Source organism: Bradyrhizobium sp. DOA9 (assembly GCF_000617845.2).
Taxonomy (GTDB): Bacteria; Pseudomonadota; Alphaproteobacteria; order Rhizobiales; family Xanthobacteraceae; genus Bradyrhizobium.
The window spans coordinates 5594745-5613481 of sequence record NZ_DF820425.1; the positions used below are offsets into that span (position 1 = coordinate 5594745).

Annotated in this window: 25 protein-coding genes; 9 read left to right on the forward strand and 16 right to left on the reverse strand. The window is 65.4% G+C overall.

The genetic code is table 11. The features are described from left to right. The first annotated feature begins 267 nt into the window (after nt 1–267). Entirely contained in the window at nt 268–1500 is a 1233-nt protein-coding gene (locus BDOA9_RS26315) for a c-type cytochrome (protein ID WP_025036950.1), read from the forward strand. A 120-nt stretch (nt 1501–1620) separates the two neighbouring features. Here BDOA9_RS26315 and BDOA9_RS26320 read toward each other — a convergent pair whose 3' ends face one another. Beyond that, nucleotides 1621–2265: a trimeric intracellular cation channel family protein gene (locus BDOA9_RS26320; protein WP_025036951.1), complete on the reverse strand. Its 645-nt coding sequence runs from the start codon at nt 2263–2265 to the stop codon at nt 1621–1623. A 165-nt stretch (nt 2266–2430) separates the two neighbouring features. On the opposite strand from BDOA9_RS26320, the gene BDOA9_RS26325 reads away from it, so the two are divergent. After that, nucleotides 2431–2820 (forward strand): hypothetical protein, encoded by a 390-nt coding sequence (locus tag BDOA9_RS26325; RefSeq protein ID WP_025036952.1) that lies wholly within the window; start codon nt 2431–2433, stop codon nt 2818–2820. Nucleotides 2821–3024: 204 nt separating this feature from the next. Here the strand turns inward: BDOA9_RS26325 and BDOA9_RS26330 are convergent, their stop codons facing one another. From BDOA9_RS26330 to BDOA9_RS26340, 3 genes are read right to left on the reverse strand one after another with little or no spacing between them, the layout of a single operon-like run. Next, nucleotides 3025–3834 carry an isocitrate lyase/PEP mutase family protein gene (locus BDOA9_RS26330; protein ID WP_025036953.1) on the reverse strand — a complete coding sequence of 270 codons (810 nt, stop codon included), beginning with the start codon at nt 3832–3834 and terminating at the stop codon, nt 3025–3027. Nucleotides 3835–3885: 51 nt separating this feature from the next. Continuing rightward, nucleotides 3886–4236: an antibiotic biosynthesis monooxygenase family protein gene (locus BDOA9_RS26335; protein WP_025036954.1), complete on the reverse strand. Its 351-nt coding sequence runs from the start codon at nt 4234–4236 to the stop codon at nt 3886–3888. Nucleotides 4237–4263: 27 nt separating this feature from the next. After that, nucleotides 4264–4572 (reverse strand): NIPSNAP family protein, encoded by a 309-nt coding sequence (locus tag BDOA9_RS26340; RefSeq protein ID WP_025036955.1) that lies wholly within the window; start codon nt 4570–4572, stop codon nt 4264–4266. 193 nt (nt 4573–4765) lie between these two features. Between BDOA9_RS26340 and BDOA9_RS26345 the strand changes: the two genes are divergently transcribed. The 3 genes from BDOA9_RS26345 (at nt 4766) to BDOA9_RS26355 (ending at nt 7052) form a co-directional block, all read left to right on the forward strand. Continuing rightward, nucleotides 4766–5464 carry a winged helix-turn-helix domain-containing protein gene (locus BDOA9_RS26345; protein WP_025036956.1) on the forward strand — a complete coding sequence of 233 codons (699 nt, stop codon included), beginning with the start codon at nt 4766–4768 and terminating at the stop codon, nt 5462–5464. A 128-nt stretch (nt 5465–5592) separates the two neighbouring features. Beyond that, a complete protein-coding gene (locus BDOA9_RS26350; protein ID WP_025036957.1) occupies nt 5593–6603 on the forward strand; it encodes an alpha/beta fold hydrolase in 1011 nt (336 codons plus the stop codon). 197 nt (nt 6604–6800) lie between these two features. After that, complete coding sequence (locus BDOA9_RS26355) at nt 6801–7052, forward strand: GCG_CRPN prefix-to-repeats domain-containing protein (RefSeq protein ID WP_025036958.1); 252 nt, start codon at nt 6801–6803, stop codon at nt 7050–7052. Nucleotides 7053–7205: 153 nt separating this feature from the next. Here BDOA9_RS26355 and BDOA9_RS26360 read toward each other — a convergent pair whose 3' ends face one another. Together BDOA9_RS26360 and BDOA9_RS26365 are read right to left on the reverse strand one after the other, a co-directional pair. Beyond that, nucleotides 7206–7493 carry a hypothetical protein gene (locus tag BDOA9_RS26360; protein ID WP_025036959.1) on the reverse strand — a complete coding sequence of 96 codons (288 nt, stop codon included), beginning with the start codon at nt 7491–7493 and terminating at the stop codon, nt 7206–7208. A gap of 113 nt (nt 7494–7606) precedes the next feature. Further along, nucleotides 7607–7921 (reverse strand): hypothetical protein, encoded by a 315-nt coding sequence (locus BDOA9_RS26365; RefSeq protein WP_025036960.1) that lies wholly within the window; start codon nt 7919–7921, stop codon nt 7607–7609. 130 nt (nt 7922–8051) lie between these two features. On the opposite strand from BDOA9_RS26365, the gene BDOA9_RS26370 reads away from it, so the two are divergent. Beyond that, nucleotides 8052–8705: a glutathione S-transferase family protein gene (locus BDOA9_RS26370; protein ID WP_025036961.1), complete on the forward strand. Its 654-nt coding sequence runs from the start codon at nt 8052–8054 to the stop codon at nt 8703–8705. A gap of 75 nt (nt 8706–8780) precedes the next feature. Further along, nucleotides 8781–8933: a hypothetical protein gene (locus BDOA9_RS39055; protein WP_192859612.1), complete on the forward strand. Its 153-nt coding sequence runs from the start codon at nt 8781–8783 to the stop codon at nt 8931–8933. A 16-nt stretch (nt 8934–8949) separates the two neighbouring features. Here the strand turns inward: BDOA9_RS39055 and BDOA9_RS26375 are convergent, their stop codons facing one another. The 4 genes from BDOA9_RS26375 to BDOA9_RS26390 all read right to left on the reverse strand — a co-directional run bounded on the left by BDOA9_RS26375 (nt 8950) and on the right by BDOA9_RS26390 (nt 11798). Then, entirely contained in the window at nt 8950–9297 is a 348-nt protein-coding gene (locus BDOA9_RS26375) for a hypothetical protein (RefSeq protein WP_025036962.1), read from the reverse strand. Nucleotides 9298–9352: 55 nt separating this feature from the next. Next, the gene (locus tag BDOA9_RS26380) at nt 9353–10024 is read right to left on the reverse strand and encodes a Fic family protein (protein WP_025036963.1); all 672 of its coding nucleotides are present in this window, start codon (nt 10022–10024) and stop codon (nt 9353–9355) included. Beyond that, nucleotides 10021–10197 carry a hypothetical protein gene (locus BDOA9_RS26385; protein ID WP_192859613.1) on the reverse strand — a complete coding sequence of 59 codons (177 nt, stop codon included), beginning with the start codon at nt 10195–10197 and terminating at the stop codon, nt 10021–10023. The genes BDOA9_RS26380 and BDOA9_RS26385 overlap by 4 nt, the downstream gene beginning before the upstream one ends. Before the next feature lie 68 nt (nt 10198–10265). After that, nucleotides 10266–11798 (reverse strand): acyl-CoA carboxylase subunit beta, encoded by a 1533-nt coding sequence (locus BDOA9_RS26390; protein WP_025036964.1) that lies wholly within the window; start codon nt 11796–11798, stop codon nt 10266–10268. 140 nt (nt 11799–11938) lie between these two features. Between BDOA9_RS26390 and BDOA9_RS26395 the strand changes: the two genes are divergently transcribed. Together BDOA9_RS26395 and BDOA9_RS26400 are read left to right on the forward strand one after the other, a co-directional pair. Further along, nucleotides 11939–12343, forward strand: a complete 405-nt coding sequence (locus BDOA9_RS26395) for a DUF4260 domain-containing protein (protein WP_025036965.1) — start codon at nt 11939–11941, stop codon at nt 12341–12343. A gap of 147 nt (nt 12344–12490) precedes the next feature. Then, nucleotides 12491–13087 carry a hypothetical protein gene (locus BDOA9_RS26400; RefSeq protein WP_025036966.1) on the forward strand — a complete coding sequence of 199 codons (597 nt, stop codon included), beginning with the start codon at nt 12491–12493 and terminating at the stop codon, nt 13085–13087. Between the two features lie 347 nt (nt 13088–13434). Here BDOA9_RS26400 and blaOXA read toward each other — a convergent pair whose 3' ends face one another. The 6 genes from blaOXA to BDOA9_RS26430 form a co-directional block, all read right to left on the reverse strand. Continuing rightward, on the reverse strand, nt 13435–14253 hold the full coding sequence (blaOXA, locus tag BDOA9_RS26405) for a class D beta-lactamase (RefSeq protein ID WP_025036967.1): 819 nt from the start codon (nt 14251–14253) through the stop codon (nt 13435–13437). Between the two features lie 73 nt (nt 14254–14326). After that, on the reverse strand, nt 14327–14590 hold the full coding sequence (locus BDOA9_RS26410) for an EscU/YscU/HrcU family type III secretion system export apparatus switch protein (protein WP_025036968.1): 264 nt from the start codon (nt 14588–14590) through the stop codon (nt 14327–14329). Continuing rightward, a complete protein-coding gene (gene fliK, locus BDOA9_RS26415; protein WP_025036969.1) occupies nt 14587–16200 on the reverse strand; it encodes a flagellar hook-length control protein FliK in 1614 nt (537 codons plus the stop codon). Before fliK ends, BDOA9_RS26410 begins: the two co-directional genes overlap by 4 nt. 56 nt (nt 16201–16256) lie before the next feature. After that, nucleotides 16257–17051 (reverse strand): ATP12 family chaperone protein, encoded by a 795-nt coding sequence (locus BDOA9_RS26420; protein WP_025036970.1) that lies wholly within the window; start codon nt 17049–17051, stop codon nt 16257–16259. A 74-nt stretch (nt 17052–17125) separates the two neighbouring features. Next, entirely contained in the window at nt 17126–17434 is a 309-nt protein-coding gene (locus tag BDOA9_RS26425; protein WP_042336781.1) for a hypothetical protein, read from the reverse strand. A 31-nt stretch (nt 17435–17465) separates the two neighbouring features. Further along, a complete protein-coding gene (locus BDOA9_RS26430; RefSeq protein WP_025036972.1) occupies nt 17466–18689 on the reverse strand; it encodes an RluA family pseudouridine synthase in 1224 nt (407 codons plus the stop codon). Nucleotides 18690–18737 lie beyond the last annotated feature (48 nt).

Consider the following 18737-nt stretch of genomic DNA (forward strand, 5'->3'; position numbering starts at 1 on the left):
CACCCTGTGCAGGTCTTGCTGACTTAAGCCGTTGCCGTCCCGTTGTTTTTAGCTAGGGCGCGCCGACCACTTGCACCACTCTATGTCGGATATTTCGCGATCCGCATCACAAATCTGGATCAAAGGGGGCGCCGCGTAAAATCGCAATTTCGTGGCCTGAAACACGCATGCAATTTTCAATTTGTGTCACCATACCCCATCGTGGCGAAATGAACTGATGCCCCTGTCATGCCTGATACGGGCGATTGGTCGCAGGAGATGCTTTCGATGCGGACGATTCTTGCCGGTCTCGCGTTGTGCAGTGCGATTGCAAGCCTGACTATAAGCCTCGTTACAAATGTAGCTCTTGCCGCCGAGCCGTCGCCGGAGCTGATCGCCTCTGGCAAGGCGCTGGTCGAGGCCGGCGACTGCGCAGGCTGTCACACCGCCGACCCGGCAAAGCCGTTCGCGGGCGGCAAGCGCATCGACACGCCCTTCGGCGCGATCTATGCGCCGAACCTGACGCCGGACCGTGACACCGGCATCGGCGCCTGGACGGACGCCGATTTCACCCGCGCCTTGCGCACCGGCATCGCGCCTGATGGGTCGAACTATTACCCCGCGTTTCCCTATCCCTACTTCACGCGCATGACGAAGGACGACACGCTGGCGATCCGCGCCTATCTCGGCACGCTGGCGCCCGTCGCCAGCCGCAACAAGCCGCCGGAGCTGCGCTGGCCGTTCGGCTATCGCGGCCTGATGCGGCTGTGGAACGCGATGTACTTCAAGCCCGGCCTGTTCGAGCCGGACCAGACCAGGAGCGCGGCCTGGAACAGAGGCGGCTACCTCGTCACCGGGCTCGGCCATTGCGGCGCCTGCCATACGCCCAAGAATTATTTCGGCGCGGACAGGCAGGCGCAGGCGCTGTCGGGCAACGAGGTCGGAGGCTGGTACGCACCGAGGCTCGACGGCGCCGCCCGAACCGGGCTGAAGTCGTGGAGCGAGGCTGATATCACGGAATATCTGCAAAGCGGGCGCAACGCGAAGAGCCACGCCGGCGGGCCGATGGCGGAGGTCGTGGTCAACTCGACCTCGAAGATGAGCGATGCGGATGTGCGCGCGATCGCGGTCTACCTGAAGAGCCTGCCGCCGGCGCGGCGCGAGACCATCACGACGCCGCCCGATGAGGCCGAGATGAAGGCGGGCCAGGCGGTCTACGCCAAGCTCTGCGTCGCCTGCCACGAGGCCGACGGCACCGGCAGCCCGCGCATCTATCCGCCGCTGCCCGGCAACGCGTTGCTGCAATCGATCAATCCATCCTCCACCTTGCGCATCATCCTTGACGGCGCCTACACCGTGACGACGCCGCGCGCCCCCAACACCGGCGAGATGCCTGCTTACGCCAAGCAGCTGTCCGACGGCGAAATCGCGGCGGTGACGAACTATATCCGCAATTCCTGGGGCAATGCGGGCCTCGTGGTGACGCCGGCACAGGTGGCGAAGGCGAGGAAGGAAAAGTAGCTCAACGCTGTCTCCTCGTCATTGCGAGCGCAGCGAAGCAGTCCAGAGTCCCTCCGAGGAAAGATTCTGGATTGCTTCGCTGCGCTCGCAATGACGGGATGGAGAGGAGCGAAATAGCCGCTACCGCTCCTCGTCTCCCGTGAACACGAATTTCGGCATCTCCCATTTGTAGCGCACCGCAAGCAGGCGGAAGCTGATGCCGAGGACGAAGGTCAAAATGGTCCAGAGCTCCGCATTGAGCTTGAGACCAAACGCGGTCGCATAGAACAATCCCGTCACCACCGAGACGCTGGCGTAGAGCTCGGAGCGAAACAGCAGCGGCACGTCGTTGCAGAGCACGTCGCGCAGCACGCCGCCGGCGCAGCCCGTCACCATCCCGGACACGATGACGATCGGCAGCGAAGCATCCATCTGCCAGGCCACGTCGCAGCCGGCCATGGTGAAGACGACGAGACCGATGGCATCGAGCACGATGAAGGCGACCTTCAGCCGGTGCACTAGGCGCGCGAACAGGATGGTGAGAAAGGCGGCGCCGCCGGCGAGCGCGAGATAGATCGGGTTCTGCACCCAGGCCAGCGGATAATGTCCGAGGAAGAGATCGCGCAACGTGCCGCCGCCGAGCGCGGTGATGCAGCCGAGGAAGCAGACGCCGAGCCAATCCATGCTGCGGCGTCCGGCCGCGAGCGCAGCCGTCATGCCCTGCGCGGCGACCGCGACGAGGGACAGGTAATGCAGCACGCTATCCGTAGGCGGCAGGCTCCACATCGCCGTGTTCCCTCCTCCGTGGCCCTCGAACCTCAGGCGCGGGTTCCCATGGAACAGGTTCCCGATTCCCCTCACCGAGGCAACATGCGACGAAAGCATTAAGGAGGCGGAACAGAATCTCGCACCTGAGGGTTGTCCCGGGGTCACAACCGAGGAGACCAATCGATGGCAGACGACCGTTTTACCAACGATCCGTACCGCCCGAACCTCGCCGACGATGAGTACTCTCGCGCGGCGCGCCGGGATGCCAACCTGCAGGCCGATCCCGAGCTCGGCGAAGGCCCCGCCTCCAGCGGCAAGATCGCGATGTTCGCGGTCGCTGTCGCTCTGGTGTTGGGCGCAGTGTTCTACGGCTTGAACAATTCCAGCACCACCAACCAGGCCAGCAACACGCCGACCTCGCAGACCGCGCAGACGACGCCGGCCAATCCGGCCGCACCTCCCGGCATGCGTGACGTGACGCCGCGCAGCAACACCGAGCCGGGCACGACCACGGGTGCCGCGCCGAGCAGGCCGGCCCCGACGACGCCAGCTCCGTCGGACGGCGCGAAGTAACGGCGCGACGGTCGTTGCGTCACACACAACTGTCATCGCCCGGCTTGACCGGGCGATCCAGTACTTCGAAACGGTAGCGATCGAACCGAAAAGCTGCGGCGTACTGGATGCCCCGGCCGGACTCGCCGGAGGCGAGACCCGGTGGCGGGGCATGACACCGAGAGGATGAAAGAGCGGCGGGACTAGCATCCCGCCGCTCTTCGTTTAACTGAATATCTTGTTGAGCTCGCCGCCGGGATAGCCGTTGCCGAGCTCGGTGAAGGTCCCCTTCTCCGCCATCTCCTTGGCCGCGCGCATGAAGCCGCCCCAGGCGGCGCGGGCGAGCGAGCCGCCGACGCTGATGCGGCGCACGCCGAGATCTTGGGCTTCCTGCAGCGACAGGCCGGAGCCGCCGATCAGGAGATTGAACGGCTTCGGCGCGACTGCCTTCACCACCGCGGCGATGTCCTCACGACTCTTCAGACCCGGCGCGTAGAGGCAGTCGGCGCCGGCATCGGCGTAGGCGGTGAGCCGATCGATGACGAGCTTGAGATCGGTCACGCCCCACAGATAGGCCTCGCAGCGGCCGACCAGCAGCGTGCCGCTGTCGCCGATCGCCTTGCGCGAGGCCTTGATGCGCTCGACCGCGAGGGCACGGTCGTAAAGCGGCTTGTCCTTGTCGCCGGTGGAATCCTCGATCGACAGGCCCGCCACGCCGGTGCGCACACCGCGCTCGACATTGTCGGCGACCCTCTCGGGCTCGACCGCAAAGCCGCCCTCGAAATCGGCGTTCACGGGGATGTCGACGGCCGTGCTCAATGCTGCCAGATGCTGACAAACGTCCTCGACCGTGACGTGATTATCGGCCTTGCCGATGGTCCAGGCAAAGCCCGCGCTCGATGACGCAATCGCCTTGAAACCGAGATGCTGCAAGGCTTTCGCGCTGCCGACATCGACCGGATTGGGCAGGATGAAGCAGCCGCTCTCGTGCATCTTCCTGAACGTCGCGCGCTTGTCGGCGGTCGTCACATGCATGTTTCTCTCCCTTGTTGGCCGCGCAGAGATAGGCGCGCGTTCTCAACTCCGCTAGTGCGCATCGTGCACCGCGCGGCTGTCCTTCGGGGCCTGCTCACGGTCGGTCATGCTGTAGTCCCGGACCACGTTGGCGATGCGTAAGTGATAATCCGCGAAGATTTTCGCGCGGCCCCTGGCCTGGGTGCGACGATGCTCCATGGTGTTGCGCCAGGCGGCGACTGCCGCCTCATCGCGCCAGAACGACACCGACAGGATCTTGCCCTTCTCGGTCAGGCTCTCGAAGCGCTCGACCGAGATGAAGCCGTCGATGGTCTGCAGCAGCGGCTTCAGGTCGGCCGCGAGGTCGAAATAATCCTGGCGGTGTTCCGGCTTGGGCCAGACTTCAAAGATCACGGCGATCATGGGCGTCTCCTGCTAACGATGTCGCGCCTACAATACCACCTTGCGCAGGAAGGTGCGTTCTTCGGTGAGGATGAATTTCTCGGCCTCCGCAAAGTTGAAGTTCGCCGTCCCGTCGAGATCGGCGCGCAGCCGCTTGCGATAGGCCTCGTACGCCGCGAGGCTCTCGAAGCTGATCAGGGCGGACGCGATGTTGTTGGTGCCCTCATGCGGCATGAAATAGCCGATCAACTCGCCGCCACATCTCGGAATGATGGTGAGCCAGCGCTTCGCATATTCCTCGAACTGCGCACGCTTGAAGGGATCGAGCTGGTAGCGAATGAAGACGGTAACGGACATGATGGGCTCCTGTTTCTTTTGTCATTGCGAGCCACCGGGGCCGCGCGAAGCGCGGCCCCGGTGATAGGCTCCGCGAAGCAATCCAGGATCCCTCCGCGGAAGCATCTCTGGATTGCTTCGCTTCGCTCGCAATGACGACGTGTTGCAAGACTACCGGCTTGCCCGACACCAACGCTTCGGTTACCATCGAAGCATGAAATCCGGACCCGACATCGCCATGGTCGCCGCGCTGGTCGGCGACCCCGCCCGCGCCAACATGCTCACGGCGCTGATGAACGGCCGCGCGCTCACGGCGAGCGAGCTGGCGCAGGAGGCCGGCATCACCCCGCAGACCGCGAGCTCGCATCTGTCGAAGCTCGAGGCCGGCGGCCTGATCGAGCCGGAGAAGCAGGGCCGCCATCGCTATTACCGCCTCACCGACGACGACGTCGCCGGCGTGCTCGAGGGGCTCGCCGGCCTTGCCGCACGCACCGGCCACATGCGCGTGCGCACCGGTCCGAAGGACCCTGCGCTGCGGCGCGCGCGGATCTGCTACGACCATCTCGCCGGGGACCTCGGCGTGCAGATGCTGGACTCCTTGCGCGAGCGGCATCTGGTCAGGCAGAGGAAGCAGGAGATCGAGCTGACCGCCGAGGGCGAGCGCTTTCTCGCCAGGCACCTGGAGATCTCGCCCGACATGCTCAGCCATCCGCGCCGGCCGGTCTGCAAGGCCTGCCTCGACTGGAGCGAGCGGCGCCATCACCTCGCCGGCACGTTGGGCGCGGCCATGATGCAGCGCTTTGCCGAGCTGAAATGGGCGGCGCGCGATCCGACGCCCGGCAGCCGCGTCGTGAACTTCACCCGCACCGGCGAGAAGCAGTTCGCTGCGCTGTTCGGTAATGGGAAGGATTAGTCACGCAAACATCGTGAAATCACACGTTTGCGTGTGAACTCTCAGTGTCGTCATGGCCGGGCTTGACCCGGCCATCCACGTCTTTATTGCGGCTGGCACGTGGATGCCCGGGAAAGCCCGAGACTGTGATGAACCGCATCTTCCTGGCCGCGCTCGCCGCCGCCCTTCTTGCTTCCCAACTCACATCCACCAACGCCGCCGAAACCGCACCGCGCGAACCCTACGGCATCGCGCTCGAAGGCTTTGCCTATCCCTACCCCGTGCACTTGCTCCCCGTTGTCAATGACGGCGAGCAGCTCGACATGGCCTATATGGATGTCGCCGCGGCGCAGCCGAACGGCCGCACCGTCGTGCTGTTGCACGGGCGCAATTTTCCGTCGAGCTATTGGGCACCCGTGATCAAGATGCTGAGCGAGGCCGGCTTTCGCGTCGTGGTGCCGGACCAGGTCGGCTTCGGCAAGTCCTCCAAGCCAACCGGCGAGCTGCATTTCGACAATCTGGCGCGCAACACCATCGCGCTGCTCGATCACTTGGAGATCAACAAGGCCGAGATCGTCGCGCATTCGCTCGGCGGCATGCTCGGGGTGGGCATCGCCCGCGCCTATCCGGACCGCCTCGCCCATCTGGTGCTGACCGCGCCGATCGGGCTCGAGGACTACCGCCTCTACGTGCCGCCGACGCCGACCGAGAAGATGATCGAGACCGAGGACAAGCTGACCGCCGAGGCCTATCGCAAGCAGCTCCAGACCAATTACGCAATCAAGCTGCCGGCCGAGGCGATCACGCCATTCATCGAGGCACGCTTCAATATCAAGGGCAGCCCGGACTATCCGCGCTGGCTGCGCGCCTTCGTCTCTTCCGGCCAGATGATCTATCGCGAGCCGGTCGCGCACGAGATCCCGCTGATCGCGACACCGACGCTGTTCATCATGGGTGCGGACGACCACAACGCGCCGGGCCGGCCGCTCGCGCCGGAGGCGCTGCGGAGCAAGATGGGGCTGAACGCAGAGCTCGCGAAGCAGCTCGCCGCGAAGATGCCGAACGCGCGGGCCGAGGTCATCCCCGAAACCGGCCACCTCGTCTTCCTTGAGGCGCCGGAGAAGTACAGGGAACTGGTGCTGAGCTTTCTTGGCCGCTAGCGACAGCTGCGTGTCGTCTGAGGCAGGATGCGGGGAACGTTCATGCCGCATTCAGGTCATGATTGGCAGGTTTGGATCGCGACGTATCGGCACGTGTCACCCAGATTTAACGTGTCGAATCGTGTCTGTTGATTCATTGTGCGCCACAAGCGCCGTGCCCCCCAAGAATCTGCCCCAAGGACGAGAAGGAAGATCAAATGAAATATCTCTTCGCTGCCGTGATGCTCGCGAGCGCGGTCGTCGGTTTCAGCGAGGTGGCAAGCGCCGCCGGCGGTTGCGGCCCGGGCTGGTATCGCGGTCCCTACGGCAGCTGCCGCCCGATGCGCGGCCCTGTCGTCGTTCGCCCCGCCCCCGTGGTGGTCGCGCCGGCACCGGTCGTCGTCGTACCCCGTGCGCGCGTTTGCCCCTACGGCTTCCGCTGGTACGCCGGCCGCTGCCGCCCGTACTGATCTCCTCCATTCCGTTGCAAATGGCCGCGCGGCGAAAGCCTGCGCGGCCTTTTTTTGCTGACGATCCATCCGCTGCGGAACCGGAGCGCTCCCCAAAATCGAAACGGGGACCGCCAGCGGCGATCCCCGTCGAGTCCGCGAGTGGTCGCGAGCTTACCAATAATGGCGGCGGTGCCAGCGCCGGCGATGCCGGCGCCAATGACGGCGATGCCAACCCCAATGGCGGCCGCGCCCCCGCCAGTGAACCTGCTCGGGCGTCAGCTTGGCGGCTTCCTCGCTGGTGGTGACGGCAGGATGAGCGTCGGGACTGCCTTGCGGCGTACGAGCGGGATCAACGAGCGGCTGCGGCGACAGCGGCGCGGCCTGCGCGGCAGTCGCGGCAAAGGCGGCTGCACCCGCCGTCAATCCCAAGGCAAGTTTCAAAAAGTTCCGGCGCTCCATGGCAATTCCTCTAGGCTACCTGGCAAGTGATGCAGAGGAAGTGTCGCGGCCACGACATGAACCAAGGCTGAATCGCGTGTTGAGATTCGTTGCGCAGCAGACATTCGGTGTGCCTACTGTGGAAATTCCTGCGCCAGCACCAGCGTCTCGCGCGAGCGCTTCACCTCGGGCCACTCGCGGTTGAAATCGGCGACGAGCTTTTGCAGCGCGTCGCCTTTCAGCATCGCATTCAGCCCGGCCTCGTCGTCGAACTGATACATCGCCTGGTGCAGCGAGGGATCATCCAGGCTCCAGAATCGCCACGCCTTAGCTACGCCGAAGGCCTTCACCGCGTCGGGCAAATGTTCCGTCTCGTACCATCGGTCGAAAGCAGCGCGCTTTTCGGCCTCGGTGACGACGGCGCGAACGACGAAGAAGGCTGCTGGCATCGGATGTCCTCCCTTGTTTGCCGCGAGACTAACCGCTTTCCGTCGCTGGCGACAAAAAGACTTGGCCCTGATGTCGGAATGGACGCCCTTCGCTCGTCCTTTGCATCGAACCAGGACACGGAGACAGCAAATGGCCGACCTCACCCTGACCACCTTCAACTGGGTTCCCGAACCGCCACGTGGTCTCGTGCGGGACTTGCGCGTGCGCTGGGCCCTCGAGGAGGCCGCCTTGCCCTATCGCGTCGCCAGCACCCAGTTCGACGACCGCGGGCCTGCGCACCTGGCGCACCAGCCGTTCGGCCAGGTGCCGTGGCTGACCGATGGCGACATCTCGATCTTCGAGACCGGCGCGATCCTGCTGCATCTCGGCGGCCTCAGCGAGAGGCTGATGCCAAACGACCCAAGCGGCCGCACTGAAGCGACGGAATGGGTGTTCGCGGCACTCAATTCGGTGGAGATGGCCAGCCTGCCCTGGGGCATGTCGAAATTCATGGGACATCCGACCGACACGGCGGCGTGGAAATTCGTAAACGACTTCCTCAAGCTCAGGCTGAGGCGTCTCGAGCCGGTGCTCGGCAGCCGCGAATGGCTGGCCGGCTCCTTCTCCATCGCCGATATCCTGATGGCAGACGTGCTGCGCGTGGTCGATCGCTTCGGCGGGCTGGCGGACAGTCCTGCCTGCCGCGCCTACGTCGCGCGCGCCACGGCCCGCCCGGCGTTCGCCAAGGCGCACGCCGACCAGATGGCGCATTTCGCTGCGGCGGATCAGGCCCGCGGCGCGTGATGTGCCTCACACAATCGATCCTGTGCTTGGCATAGAGTCGCCGGCACCGGAAGGACCGAATTCGAAAGGTGACACATGGTCCGCATCGAATATCTCAAGCGACAGATCGCCCGCGCCGAGCGGCTGGCCAAGGCCATCCTCGACCGGCAGACCGCCGAGCGCCTCCAGGCCTACGCCGCCGAATGCCGCGCCGAATTGTCGGAGCTGACGCTCAAGACCGCCGCGTGAGGCGGGCTGGTGCGCGTTAGACCAGCTTCAGGGGCGCGTCAGCGACGACACGAAGATCGATGCTGCCGATCAACGCCGAACGCCGCGCCTCCGCAGCACTGATCGCCTCGTCCGTCTGTCGCAGCGTCGAGACGTTCGAGCCGAGCGAGACGATTCCGCCGAGCACGAGCGCGATCGATCCGAGCGCTGCGGTCTGACCGAAGCCAAACAGCCCGAGGATCGTCACCACCAGCAGCGCCGCCCCGCCCCCGATCGCGATCTTGGACGCCAGGATGTACTTCCGGCAGCGCTCGGCGATCTCGGCGAGCTGCTGGATCCGGACTTCGATGTCGGAGATTTCGTCGACTGGATCGTCTTCGATCATTGGATTCAAGAGCTAGGAGCTCGGTTGCGGATGGAGGGTCGCCGCCAAATACTTCTTAGTCAGGCAGCTTGCCACCAACCGATTTATAGAATTCCGCGAGCTGGTTCGCTAAGAGTGAAGCTAACAGCTCTTCCATCTTCGAGACATCGATCCGGCCACCGTCGCGAAAGGCCAAATCGGCCGCATCCAAAGCATCGAAATAGGGCTTTCGGTTCTCGACGATTTGATCCGGGATCGTCGGCGTCCCCGGCAAAAGTACTCCGGCCCGAACTGAAAGCACAACGTACGATACGATTCGGGAGGTACGGCCATTTCCATCCGCGAACGGATGAATCCAATTTAGCCGCCACATGACATAAGCCGCGAGGTGGATCGGCGTACTGGCTTCCCAATGTTCATTAACGTAGTCGCACATGTCCTCAACGAGTTCGGGTACCAGATGTGCGCCGACGGGCTCATGCTTGCTTCCCTCGATAGCAACGCCACCGGGGCGGTAGTTTCCGGCATAGGAGCTGATGCCTGCCAAAGCCTCTCGTTGCAAGCCAAGCACGAGTGAGGGACGGAGCTTGAATGAGCCCCGCTCAATAGCCGCCTGGATCGCGCCAATAGCTGCGTCGTACTGGCGGAACCCATTCCGCGCTTCGGCTGCGGCCTTTTCCTGAGGATTTGTAATCAACTCAGGTTCGAGCGCACGGCTATCGCGCCGTTCGCGCTCTTCGCTTGTCATTTCTCTTCCTTGGCCAACTTCTCGGCCTCACGGTCCACCATTTCGCGCGTAATGAGCGCATTCTCGAAATGGGTATTGCCGTACACGAAACTGCGCCGCTGCTCCTCCCTGTGTTCCGGGGACGGATTGGCGGTCTTGGCAGCTTCGATGAGCTTCTTGAGAGCTTCTGTCATGACCCTAATATAGTCGAGTCCGTTCGGAGGCACCATGCGGATTTGGTCGAAAAGCGCCTGTGAGTCCTTCACAACGGCAAATTGTCGTGCTTCTTCGCCGGCATTTCCGTCTTCTTGTCCTTCAGCATCGCCAGCGCCCGCGCGATGCGCTTCCGGGTCGAGTGGGGCATGATGACGTCGTCGATATAGCCGCGCTCGGCGGCGATGAACGGGGACAGGAAGCGGTCTTCGTATTCCTTGGTGCGGGCTGCGATCTTGTCGGGGTCGCCGATGTCACTGCGGAAGATGATCTCGACCGCGCCCTTGGCACCCATCACCGCGATCTGGGCGGTCGGCCAGGCGTAGTTCATGTCGGCGCCAATCTCCTTGGAGGCCATGACGTCGAAGGCGCCGCCATAGGCCTTGCGGGTGATGATGGTGACGAGCGGCACGGTGCATTGCGAATAGGCGAACAGGAGCTTCGCGCCGTGCTTGATCAGGCCGCCATATTCCTGGGCGGTGCCGGGCAGGAAGCCCGGCACGTCGACGAAGGTGACGATCGGGATGTTGAAGGCGTCGCAGAAGCGGACGAAGCGGGCCGCTTTCCGCGAGGCGTCGCTGTCGAGCACGCCGGCCAGCACCATCGGCTGGTTGGCGACGAAGCCGACGGTGCGGCCGGCTATGCGGCCAAAGCCGGTGACGATGTTCTTGGCGAAGGCTTCCGCGATCTCGAAGAAGTCGCCCTCGTCCACGACCTTCAGGATCAGCTCCTTCATGTCATAGGGCTTGTTCGGATTGTCGGGGATCAGCGTGTCGAGCGACATGTCGACCCGCTCGATGTCGTCGAAGCTCGGCCATTCCGGCACGCCGTCGGTGTTGTTGGAGGGCAGGAAGTCGATCAGGCGACGCATCTGCAGGAGCGTCTCGACGTCGTTCTCGAAAGCGCCGTCGGCGATCGAGGAGCGCGTTGCGTGCACCGAGGCGCCGCCGAGTTCCTCGGCGGTGACGACCTCGTTGGTGACGGTCTTCACCACGTCGGGGCCGGTGACGAACATGTAGCTGGTGTTCTTCACCATGAAGATGAAGTCGGTCATCGCCGGCGAATAGACGTCGCCGCCGGCGCAGGGGCCCATGATGACGGAGATCTGCGGGATCACGCCCGAGGCGAGCACGTTGCGGCGGAACACGTAGGAATAGCCGGCGAGCGCGGCGACGCCTTCCTGGATGCGGGCGCCGCCGGCGTCATAGAGGCCGATGATGGGCGCCCGCGCCTTCATCGCCATGTCCTGCAACTTGGTGATCTTGAGCGCGTGGGTCTCGGACAGCGAGCCGCCGAACACCGTGAAGTCCTTGGCAAAGACAAAAGTCTTGCGGCCGTTGACGGTGCCCCAGCCGGTGACGACGCCGTCGCCGGGCACCTTGGTCTTCTCCATGCCGAACTCGGTAGAGCGGTGCTCGACGAACATGTCGAATTCCTCGAACGATCCCTTGTCGAGCAGCAGCTCGATGCGCTCGCGCGCCGTCAGCTTGCCGCGGGCGTGCTGCGCCTCGATGCGCTTCTCCCCGCCGCCGAGCTTTGCGCCGGCACGACGATCTTCAAGGGCGTCCAGGATGTGTTTCATTTGCTCCCGCCAGTTCTTAAGTGATGGGCGGGTTCTAACACGGCATTTTGCGGGCCGGAAAGCCGCTTTCGCCGTCGCAGGGCTGCCTTGCCGCAGCGGGAAAGCGCAAGGAATTACAAAGTTTTGTCCGGGAGACGAGGATGACGGAAGGAACGGCCGAGACGGGCGCTGCGACAGGCGGCGTCAACATCCTGCTGCGGCTGGAGGGCCTGACCCTGTTTGCGGGGATGGTGACGCTCTATGCGGCCTGGGACGGGTCGTGGCTGGTGTTCGCCCTGCTGTTCTTCGTGCCCGATCTGAGCTTCCTGGCCTACCTGTCCGACGCCAGATTCGGCGCGATGGTCTACAACGCCGCCCACAGCTACATGGCGCCGGTGGCGCTGCTGACGCTGGGCTTCGGCCTCGCCTCGCCCCTTACCCTGTCCATCGCCTTGATCTGGCTTGCCCATATCGGCATCGACCGGGCGCTCGGCTACGGCCTGAAATATTCCGCCGGGTTCGGCTTCACCCATTTGGGGCGGATCGGGCGGCAGAAGGACGCCTGACCTGAAATTCGGCAGCCCGGCAGGTTGACCGGGTCGACCGATTCAGGCTTGCTCAGGGCGATCAGGCGCCGAATGTTGCGTGAGCCCAGTCGGTACGGCGATGATCCTCATGGCCCGGCTCCCGCATCAGCAACTGGCATCACCGAGATGTCCGCGACGGTCGTCCCCCTGCCGCCGAACCCAGCGTCCGAAACCATCGGCTTCCTGCGCCGCATGGCTGGCATGGTGTCGGGGCGGAACGGCGAGATGCTGCTGCGTGCAGCCGGCATGATCGAGCAGCTCGGCCAGCGGGCGATGTCGGCCGAGCGGTTCTATCATCAGGCGCAGGAAGAGAGCACGCACAACGCCGAGCTGCGCGAGTCCGCCGAACTCGCCTCCGACGCCATGGTCGGCCAGATCGCGGCGCTGCGGGCGCAGCTCGCCGAGCTCAGCGCGGCGACCGCAGCCGAGCGCGCCGCCTTCGATGCCGAGCGCGGCAAGCTGCTCGCGCTGATGCAGCATGCCGAGAGTCATATCGGCAAGCTCACGACGGAGCTCGACAGCTTGCGCGCCTCCGTCGACAGCTTCAACGAGACCGTGGTCTCGGTGCCGATCGAGGTGCTGCGGCTGGCGCGGACGCAGTTCGATTATCTCTCCACCGGCTTTGCCGGGCGTGGCGACGTGATCTCGCAGGCCATGAGCGAGATCGGCGGCTTTGCGATCGACCGGGTGCTGACGGCGAAGAAGACGGGCGACAAGGGCTGAGACCGCCGCGCGTGTCGACTGAATAACTCCGGTGAAGGAGTTCTTGCAGGCGCGGCCCAAGCCGGGACAAGCGCGTCTGTTCGGGACGCCGGCGCCACCTACTCCGTCATTGCGAGGCACCGGGTCCGCGCAAAGCGCGGCCCGATGACAGGCCCCGCGAAACAATCCAGACTGCCACTGTGGGAGACTCTGGATTGCTTCGTCGCAACAGCTCCTCGCAATGACGTGGCGAGAGCTGCGCTCGCAATGATGCGTGGAGAGAGCCGCGCTCCCTATTGCGAGGCTTGCGGCAGGCTTGGCACCTCCTTACCCGGCCGCACCATCTCCTTGGCCAAACGAGATTCGGCTCAGATCGCGCCGATATCGGCAAGGCAGGCTTGTGTCAGGCTCATGCGGGCCTCGATATGGCGCGGCTCCTTGCAATCGATATTGAGCGCGAACACGGTATGCGCCTCGCCCTTCTCGGCCCAGCCGACCATCCAGCCGAGCGACGGTTCGCCGCGCTCGGCGCCCAGGAGGCCGGATTTGGCGCGGATGATGCCCTCGCCGACCTTGGTCACCGGCAGAATGTCGGCGACGAAATCCTGGCTGCGCTTTGAGATCGGCAGCGCGCGGCGGCGCAGCCGGTCGACGAAATCGACTTGCTCGACCGGGTCGATGCGCAAGGCGCCGGTGAGCCAGAACTGGTCGATGCCGCCGCCGATGTCGCGATTGCCGTAGTCGAACGCCTCGACATATTTTTGCATGCGCGCCTCGCCGATGCGGCGCGCGATCTCCTGATAGACCGGCACCGCGCTCACGAGGATCGCGCTGCGCAGCGTGTGATTCTTGTTCCAGGCCTCGATCGGGCGCTTGACGCCGTCCCAGGGAAACACGTCCTTGTCGGGGTCAGCGACCACACCGGTCTCGAGCGCAATCAGCGCGTTGGGAATCTTGAAGGTCGAGGCCGGCAGCTTGCCCTCGCCCGAGCGCTCCTTGTCGCTGGCGACGATCAGATAGTCCTCGACCTTGTAGCCGACGAACGTGCCTGACGTGCCGAGATCGGCGAAGCGCTTTGCGAGCGTGTCGCGGATTTCATTGCGCGGCGGCGCGACATGGGCGCGCGCGCGTGAAGGCAGGATCGCGGTTGCGGCGAGGAGGCCGAGAGTGGAACGGCGAGTCAGCAAAAGCGATATCCGTGACAGTGAAAACCAGCGCGACCATGCAGCCGCTAAGTGTTGAAACGATGACAGGTTGTTTTTACCGCCCCCGGCCCGACAGCCGCAGCACGAACACCAGCACCTCGGCGACGGCCTTGTAGAGATCCGGCGGGATTTCGTCGCCGAGCTCGACCTTCGACAGCGCGCCGGCCAGAACCTCGTTCTCCTCGATCGGAATGTCGTGCGCCTTGGCGATCTCGACGATCTTTTCGCCGATCGTGCCCTTGCCCTTGGCGACGACGACGGGCGCGCCGGATCCTTTCTCGTAATGCAGCGCGATCGCGAGCTTGGACGGATCGCTCATGTGGCGCGATCCAGGAAGTGGCCGGCGCGGGCCGGTGCCGGTGGCGGCGGCGTGCCGTCGCGGACGACGATATCGCCGGGCTTGAGCTCGGCCTTCGTCAACGCCTGGCTGAGCTCACCGATGCCGGCGCGGAGCTGCTGCGCGGTCGCCGGCCGCTCCGCCCACATCCGGACGAAGGTCTTGTCGCCGTTCAGCGTGATGAGCGCATGCACGGGTCCGGCCGGCTCGACATTCAGCGAGAAGCGCGCGCGCCAGGTGCGCTTGGCGGGATCGGAGGACTCATTGCCGCCATCGCGCGAGATCTCGAACTGCGCCATCGCGGTGCCTTGCGGGGTCGCGAACGGGATTTCGAAATTCCACTGCGGCACGGCCGGATCGGTGCGGTGGCCGCTGGCGTCGGTGCGATCGGGAAGCGAGGCAATCTGCAACAGCGTCTGCCGCGCGATCGCGGCATCGGTGTCGTCGAGCAGACGATGCACGGTCGCAGCCAGCGGCGTGTCCGGCGCGAGCGACGGCGCGGCGATGGACTGCGGCGCCGGCAGTGCACCGCGGACCGGCGGAGGTGTCGGGTGTGCGGCAGCCTCGAAGTTGTGGGCATCCGGCACGGCCTTGTTGGAGCCCGGCACATTGCCGGTCAGGCGCGGCAGGTTTTCCGTGACCTCTTGCAGCAGGCTCGCGGCAAGGCCGGCGGACATGGTTCGCGGCACCAAAGCTTGCGCATGGTTGCCCGCCACATCAGCCAGCACGGCGGCAGCAAGCGCACCGCGCGTCAATTGCGCCGGTTGGGCGGCTTCCGCATCGGGCGACGGCGACGCCGCCTGTGCCGTCCCGCCCGCCAGCGCGGAGGCTGCGGTCTGCGTCGTGGCCGCGGCACTCGCCGGCAGCGACGCACCTTGCGCAGTTGCCTGCGGCGCGCCGGAGGTCGATGCCAGGGTCTGGCGCAACACCAGCAGAGCGGCCTTCAGGTCCGGGATCGCGCCGGAGGACGGCGTCGTGCCTGCGGCCAGTGAGGCCTCGAGAAACAGTCCGGACTTCTGGAACGCGGATTCGATATCGCCGCCGTCGAGGGCGGTGTCGAGCGGCGTCTGCTGCGCCAGCACGCCAAGCATCGCCTGCTTCAGCCCTGCGGGCAGATTGCTGCTCGTCACGACGGAGGCCAGGTTGGCAAACAGCGGCGCCTGGCTGCCCTGCTTGGTCGCGGCCTCGGCGGAGGCCGTTGCGACGGCGGCCTGCTCGGACGGCGTCAGGCTGTTCCGTGCCGCGGCCACCGACGGCGCCAGCGGCGGGCTCTCCACCAGCGAGGCCGCCCGCGGCGTCAGCGTGACCTGGTCGCCCGCCGCCTCGCCCGCCCCGCTCATGACCGCGAGGCGAATGGTGCCGTTGTTCTGCGAGACCGCGAGCTGGAGATTCTGCCCCGGCGTCAGCGTCACCTCCGACATCACGTCCATCGACAGGTTGGCGATCGCGATCCGCACCAGATTGTCGGCGAGCACGCTGACCACCCTGGCATCGACGACACTGCCGGCTTGCAGCACGAGATCCGGCGTCGCCGCATCAGCCGGGCGGCTGGGGGCACTGACGGGAACGATGGAGGTGACCGGCGTCGGCATCTCGGCAGCCCTAGGGGAGTGCCGGCTACCGTAACCGCCGCCTCGTAAACCTCTCGTTAAGGACCTGGGACGGCTGGCGGCTTCACCGCCGCCAGAACCGTCACGGCAGCCTGGAAATCCTTCAGGCGGGCGGCGCGGCGGGCGGCCGCCTCCTCGTCCACGCCCCATTGCTCCACGTTCCAATCCTCGTCGACGTGGGCGGCGGCCCACACCTGGTCGGCATCGCGCACGCCCTGGTCCAGCGCCAGCGCCAGCAGCGCCGAGCCGGTCAGGGTGGTCACCATATGGAGCGCCGCGACCGACCAGGGGTCGCCGGGCAGCGCGGCCCGCGCAGCCTTCACCGCCTCGTCCGGCTGCTTCACGTGCATGACGCCCTCCGACAGGATGAAATGCGCCCCCAGCGTCTGCGCCGCCCAGAACAGCACGGGATCCCAATGCGCGGCCTCACGGGCAACCAGTCCTTCGGGATGGCCGGCACGATAGAACAGTAGGTCAGACTCGAAATATCTGGCGAGGTCATCGCTGACGAGGTCGACGCGATCGACGACCCCCTCGACCACGCTGTTGGCGATCCGCGTCAACGGCATGGTCACCGGATCAATCGTCTCGCCCTGGGCGGCCCATTCGGCGGCGACGCTATCTGCGAGCGCGCGCGAGGGGATCACCACCTGGCGGCCGGACGGCGTGCGGATCGGCTTGCCGTCGAGCGTGATGGCGAAGCCGTCCTCGGCATCGGCGACGCCGGCTTCCTTGTAGAAGCGCTTGCGCAGGGGCGTGCGCGCGGAGGCGCGCGCCGATTCCCGGGGATCCGGCGCAGGCTGGCTTGCTGCTTCTTCGAACAATTCGCGCATGTCGGTTTTCCGATCCTATCGTCAGTCAAATTACGCGTGTCGTCCTGCCCCCGCCAAGACGACGAGAAGTGCGGCTAGTTCGCGCAGCTGCGGGCATAGGTGCCGCGATCGGCCAGGCCCAGTCCAGCGGCTGCAGCGTCATCGAGGCACTTCGTGACGCGATCGCTGAAGGAGCTGCGCGGGAGCGGCTGGTAATTATAGCGCGGCGGCGCGTCGAATTGCGGAACCTGGGGCACCTCGATCTTCGGCGGCGGTGGCGGCGCAGGAAGCGGCGGAGCGAGCCGCGCGGCGCCCGGCGATACATATTGCGCGTGGGCGGCCTGCCCCACCAACAGAGTGGCCAACAGCGCAAAGCAGATCGACAGTCGTCTCATGAGGGACATGTCGTGCGCCTGCCGCCCGGATTCAACCTCACTATTCTTCCGGCGCGTTCTCGATCGGATCAAATCTGGCTGCATCGAGCCCGAGCAGGTTCCACGACTGCTGCATGTGCGGCGGCAACGGCGCGGTGGCGTCGATCACGCCGCCGCGCGGATGCGGGATGACGATACGGCGTGCGAGCAGATGCAGCCGGTTCTGCAGGCCGCCCGGCAGCTGCCAGTTCTCGATGTTGAAATATTTGGGATCGCCGACGATGGGATGGCCGATATGGGCCATGTGGGCGCGCAGCTGGTGGGTGCGGCCCGTCACCGGCTTCAGCGACACCCAAGTCAGCTTGTTGCCGGCGGTCTCGACCACGGCGTAGTACGTCACCGCGTGACTGGCGCCTTCGTCGCCATGCTGGGCGATGCGCATGATGGTGTCGTCCTCGCTCTCCTCCTTTGCAAGGAAGGTCGAGATGCGGCCCTGCTTCGGCTTCGGCAGGCCCGGCACCAGGGCCCAATAGACCTTGCGCGCCGAGCGCGAGCGGAACGCGCCGGTCAGATGCGAAGCGGCAAAGCGCGTCTTGGCGATCAGCAGACAGCCCGACGTCTCGCGATCGATACGGTGGACGAGGCGCGGCTTCTGGCCCTTGGCATCGCGCATCACTTCCAGCATCTGGTCGATGTGCCGCGTCATGCCCGAGCCGCCCTGCACCGCAAGGCCGGCCGGCTTGTTGAGCACGAGGACGTCGTCGTCCTCCCAGATCGTCATCTCCTTCAGCGCCTTGAGCGTCTTCTGCGCAGCCTCCGACAGCTCGCCGACGACCTTCGGCGCGTCGAGCTTCAGCGGCGGAATGCGGACGCTCTGTCCCTCCTCCAGCCGGTCCTTGCTGTCGACGCGCTTGCCATCGACACGCAGCTCGCCTTTGCGCACGACACGCTGGATGTGGGAGAACGACAGGCCGGGGAAGCGCGCTTCCAGGAAACGGTCAACGCGCATGTTGTTCTCGTCGGCCGTGACCGTGACGGTCTGCACCTTGGTCGGCAGCAGCGCCTCGACGGACTTTTCAGGCGCAGGCCTCTCCTGGACCGCCTTGGGCGGACGCCGCTCGGCGCGCTCCCCGACAAAGCGCGGCTTTGCACCCGGCTTGCTGCCGGGTTTTGCACCCGGACGCGGACCGGCCTTCTTCGCACTACGCGCCTGATGCGGGCGCAAATCGTCACGCTCGTCACGCGAACGCGGCTTTGGGTTCATTCTCTTGATACGGCGGCTCATGGTTGCCTGCGTACCCTAAAAGCGGTCTTCCGTCACGACGAAATGGCC

Excerpts from the sequence above, each read along its gene's own strand:
- fliK (WP_025036969.1), bottom strand. The coding sequence starts at position 16,200 with ATGCCGACGCCGGTCACCTCCATCGTTCCCGTCAGTGCCCCCAGCCGC.
- BDOA9_RS26400 (WP_025036966.1), top strand. The coding sequence starts at position 12,491 with ATGTCCGCGACGGTCGTCCCCCTGCCGCCGAACCCAGCGTCCGAAACC.
- BDOA9_RS26335 (WP_025036954.1), bottom strand. The coding sequence starts at position 4,236 with ATGATCGCCGTGATCTTTGAAGTCTGGCCCAAGCCGGAACACCGCCAG.
- BDOA9_RS26340 (WP_025036955.1), bottom strand. The coding sequence starts at position 4,572 with ATGTCCGTTACCGTCTTCATTCGCTACCAGCTCGATCCCTTCAAGCGT.
- BDOA9_RS26325 (WP_025036952.1), top strand. The coding sequence starts at position 2,431 with ATGGCAGACGACCGTTTTACCAACGATCCGTACCGCCCGAACCTCGCC.
- BDOA9_RS26365 (WP_025036960.1), bottom strand. The coding sequence starts at position 7,921 with ATGCCAGCAGCCTTCTTCGTCGTTCGCGCCGTCGTCACCGAGGCCGAA.
- BDOA9_RS26430 (WP_025036972.1), bottom strand. The coding sequence starts at position 18,689 with ATGAGCCGCCGTATCAAGAGAATGAACCCAAAGCCGCGTTCGCGTGAC.
- BDOA9_RS26380 (WP_025036963.1), bottom strand. The coding sequence starts at position 10,024 with ATGACAAGCGAAGAGCGCGAACGGCGCGATAGCCGTGCGCTCGAACCT.
- BDOA9_RS26345 (WP_025036956.1), top strand. The coding sequence starts at position 4,766 with ATGAAATCCGGACCCGACATCGCCATGGTCGCCGCGCTGGTCGGCGAC.
- BDOA9_RS26330 (WP_025036953.1), bottom strand. The coding sequence starts at position 3,834 with ATGCATGTGACGACCGCCGACAAGCGCGCGACGTTCAGGAAGATGCAC.
- BDOA9_RS26315 (WP_025036950.1), top strand. The coding sequence starts at position 268 with ATGCGGACGATTCTTGCCGGTCTCGCGTTGTGCAGTGCGATTGCAAGC.
- BDOA9_RS26375 (WP_025036962.1), bottom strand. The coding sequence starts at position 9,297 with ATGATCGAAGACGATCCAGTCGACGAAATCTCCGACATCGAAGTCCGG.
- BDOA9_RS39055 (WP_192859612.1), top strand. The coding sequence starts at position 8,781 with ATGGTCCGCATCGAATATCTCAAGCGACAGATCGCCCGCGCCGAGCGG.
- BDOA9_RS26395 (WP_025036965.1), top strand. The coding sequence starts at position 11,939 with ATGACGGAAGGAACGGCCGAGACGGGCGCTGCGACAGGCGGCGTCAAC.
- BDOA9_RS26370 (WP_025036961.1), top strand. The coding sequence starts at position 8,052 with ATGGCCGACCTCACCCTGACCACCTTCAACTGGGTTCCCGAACCGCCA.
- BDOA9_RS26420 (WP_025036970.1), bottom strand. The coding sequence starts at position 17,051 with ATGCGCGAATTGTTCGAAGAAGCAGCAAGCCAGCCTGCGCCGGATCCC.
- BDOA9_RS26390 (WP_025036964.1), bottom strand. The coding sequence starts at position 11,798 with ATGAAACACATCCTGGACGCCCTTGAAGATCGTCGTGCCGGCGCAAAG.
- BDOA9_RS26425 (WP_042336781.1), bottom strand. The coding sequence starts at position 17,434 with ATGTCCCTCATGAGACGACTGTCGATCTGCTTTGCGCTGTTGGCCACT.
- BDOA9_RS26360 (WP_025036959.1), bottom strand. The coding sequence starts at position 7,493 with ATGGAGCGCCGGAACTTTTTGAAACTTGCCTTGGGATTGACGGCGGGT.
- BDOA9_RS26350 (WP_025036957.1), top strand. The coding sequence starts at position 5,593 with ATGAACCGCATCTTCCTGGCCGCGCTCGCCGCCGCCCTTCTTGCTTCC.
- BDOA9_RS26410 (WP_025036968.1), bottom strand. The coding sequence starts at position 14,590 with ATGAGCGATCCGTCCAAGCTCGCGATCGCGCTGCATTACGAGAAAGGA.
- BDOA9_RS26355 (WP_025036958.1), top strand. The coding sequence starts at position 6,801 with ATGAAATATCTCTTCGCTGCCGTGATGCTCGCGAGCGCGGTCGTCGGT.
- BDOA9_RS26320 (WP_025036951.1), bottom strand. The coding sequence starts at position 2,265 with ATGTGGAGCCTGCCGCCTACGGATAGCGTGCTGCATTACCTGTCCCTC.
- BDOA9_RS26385 (WP_192859613.1), bottom strand. The coding sequence starts at position 10,197 with ATGACAGAAGCTCTCAAGAAGCTCATCGAAGCTGCCAAGACCGCCAAT.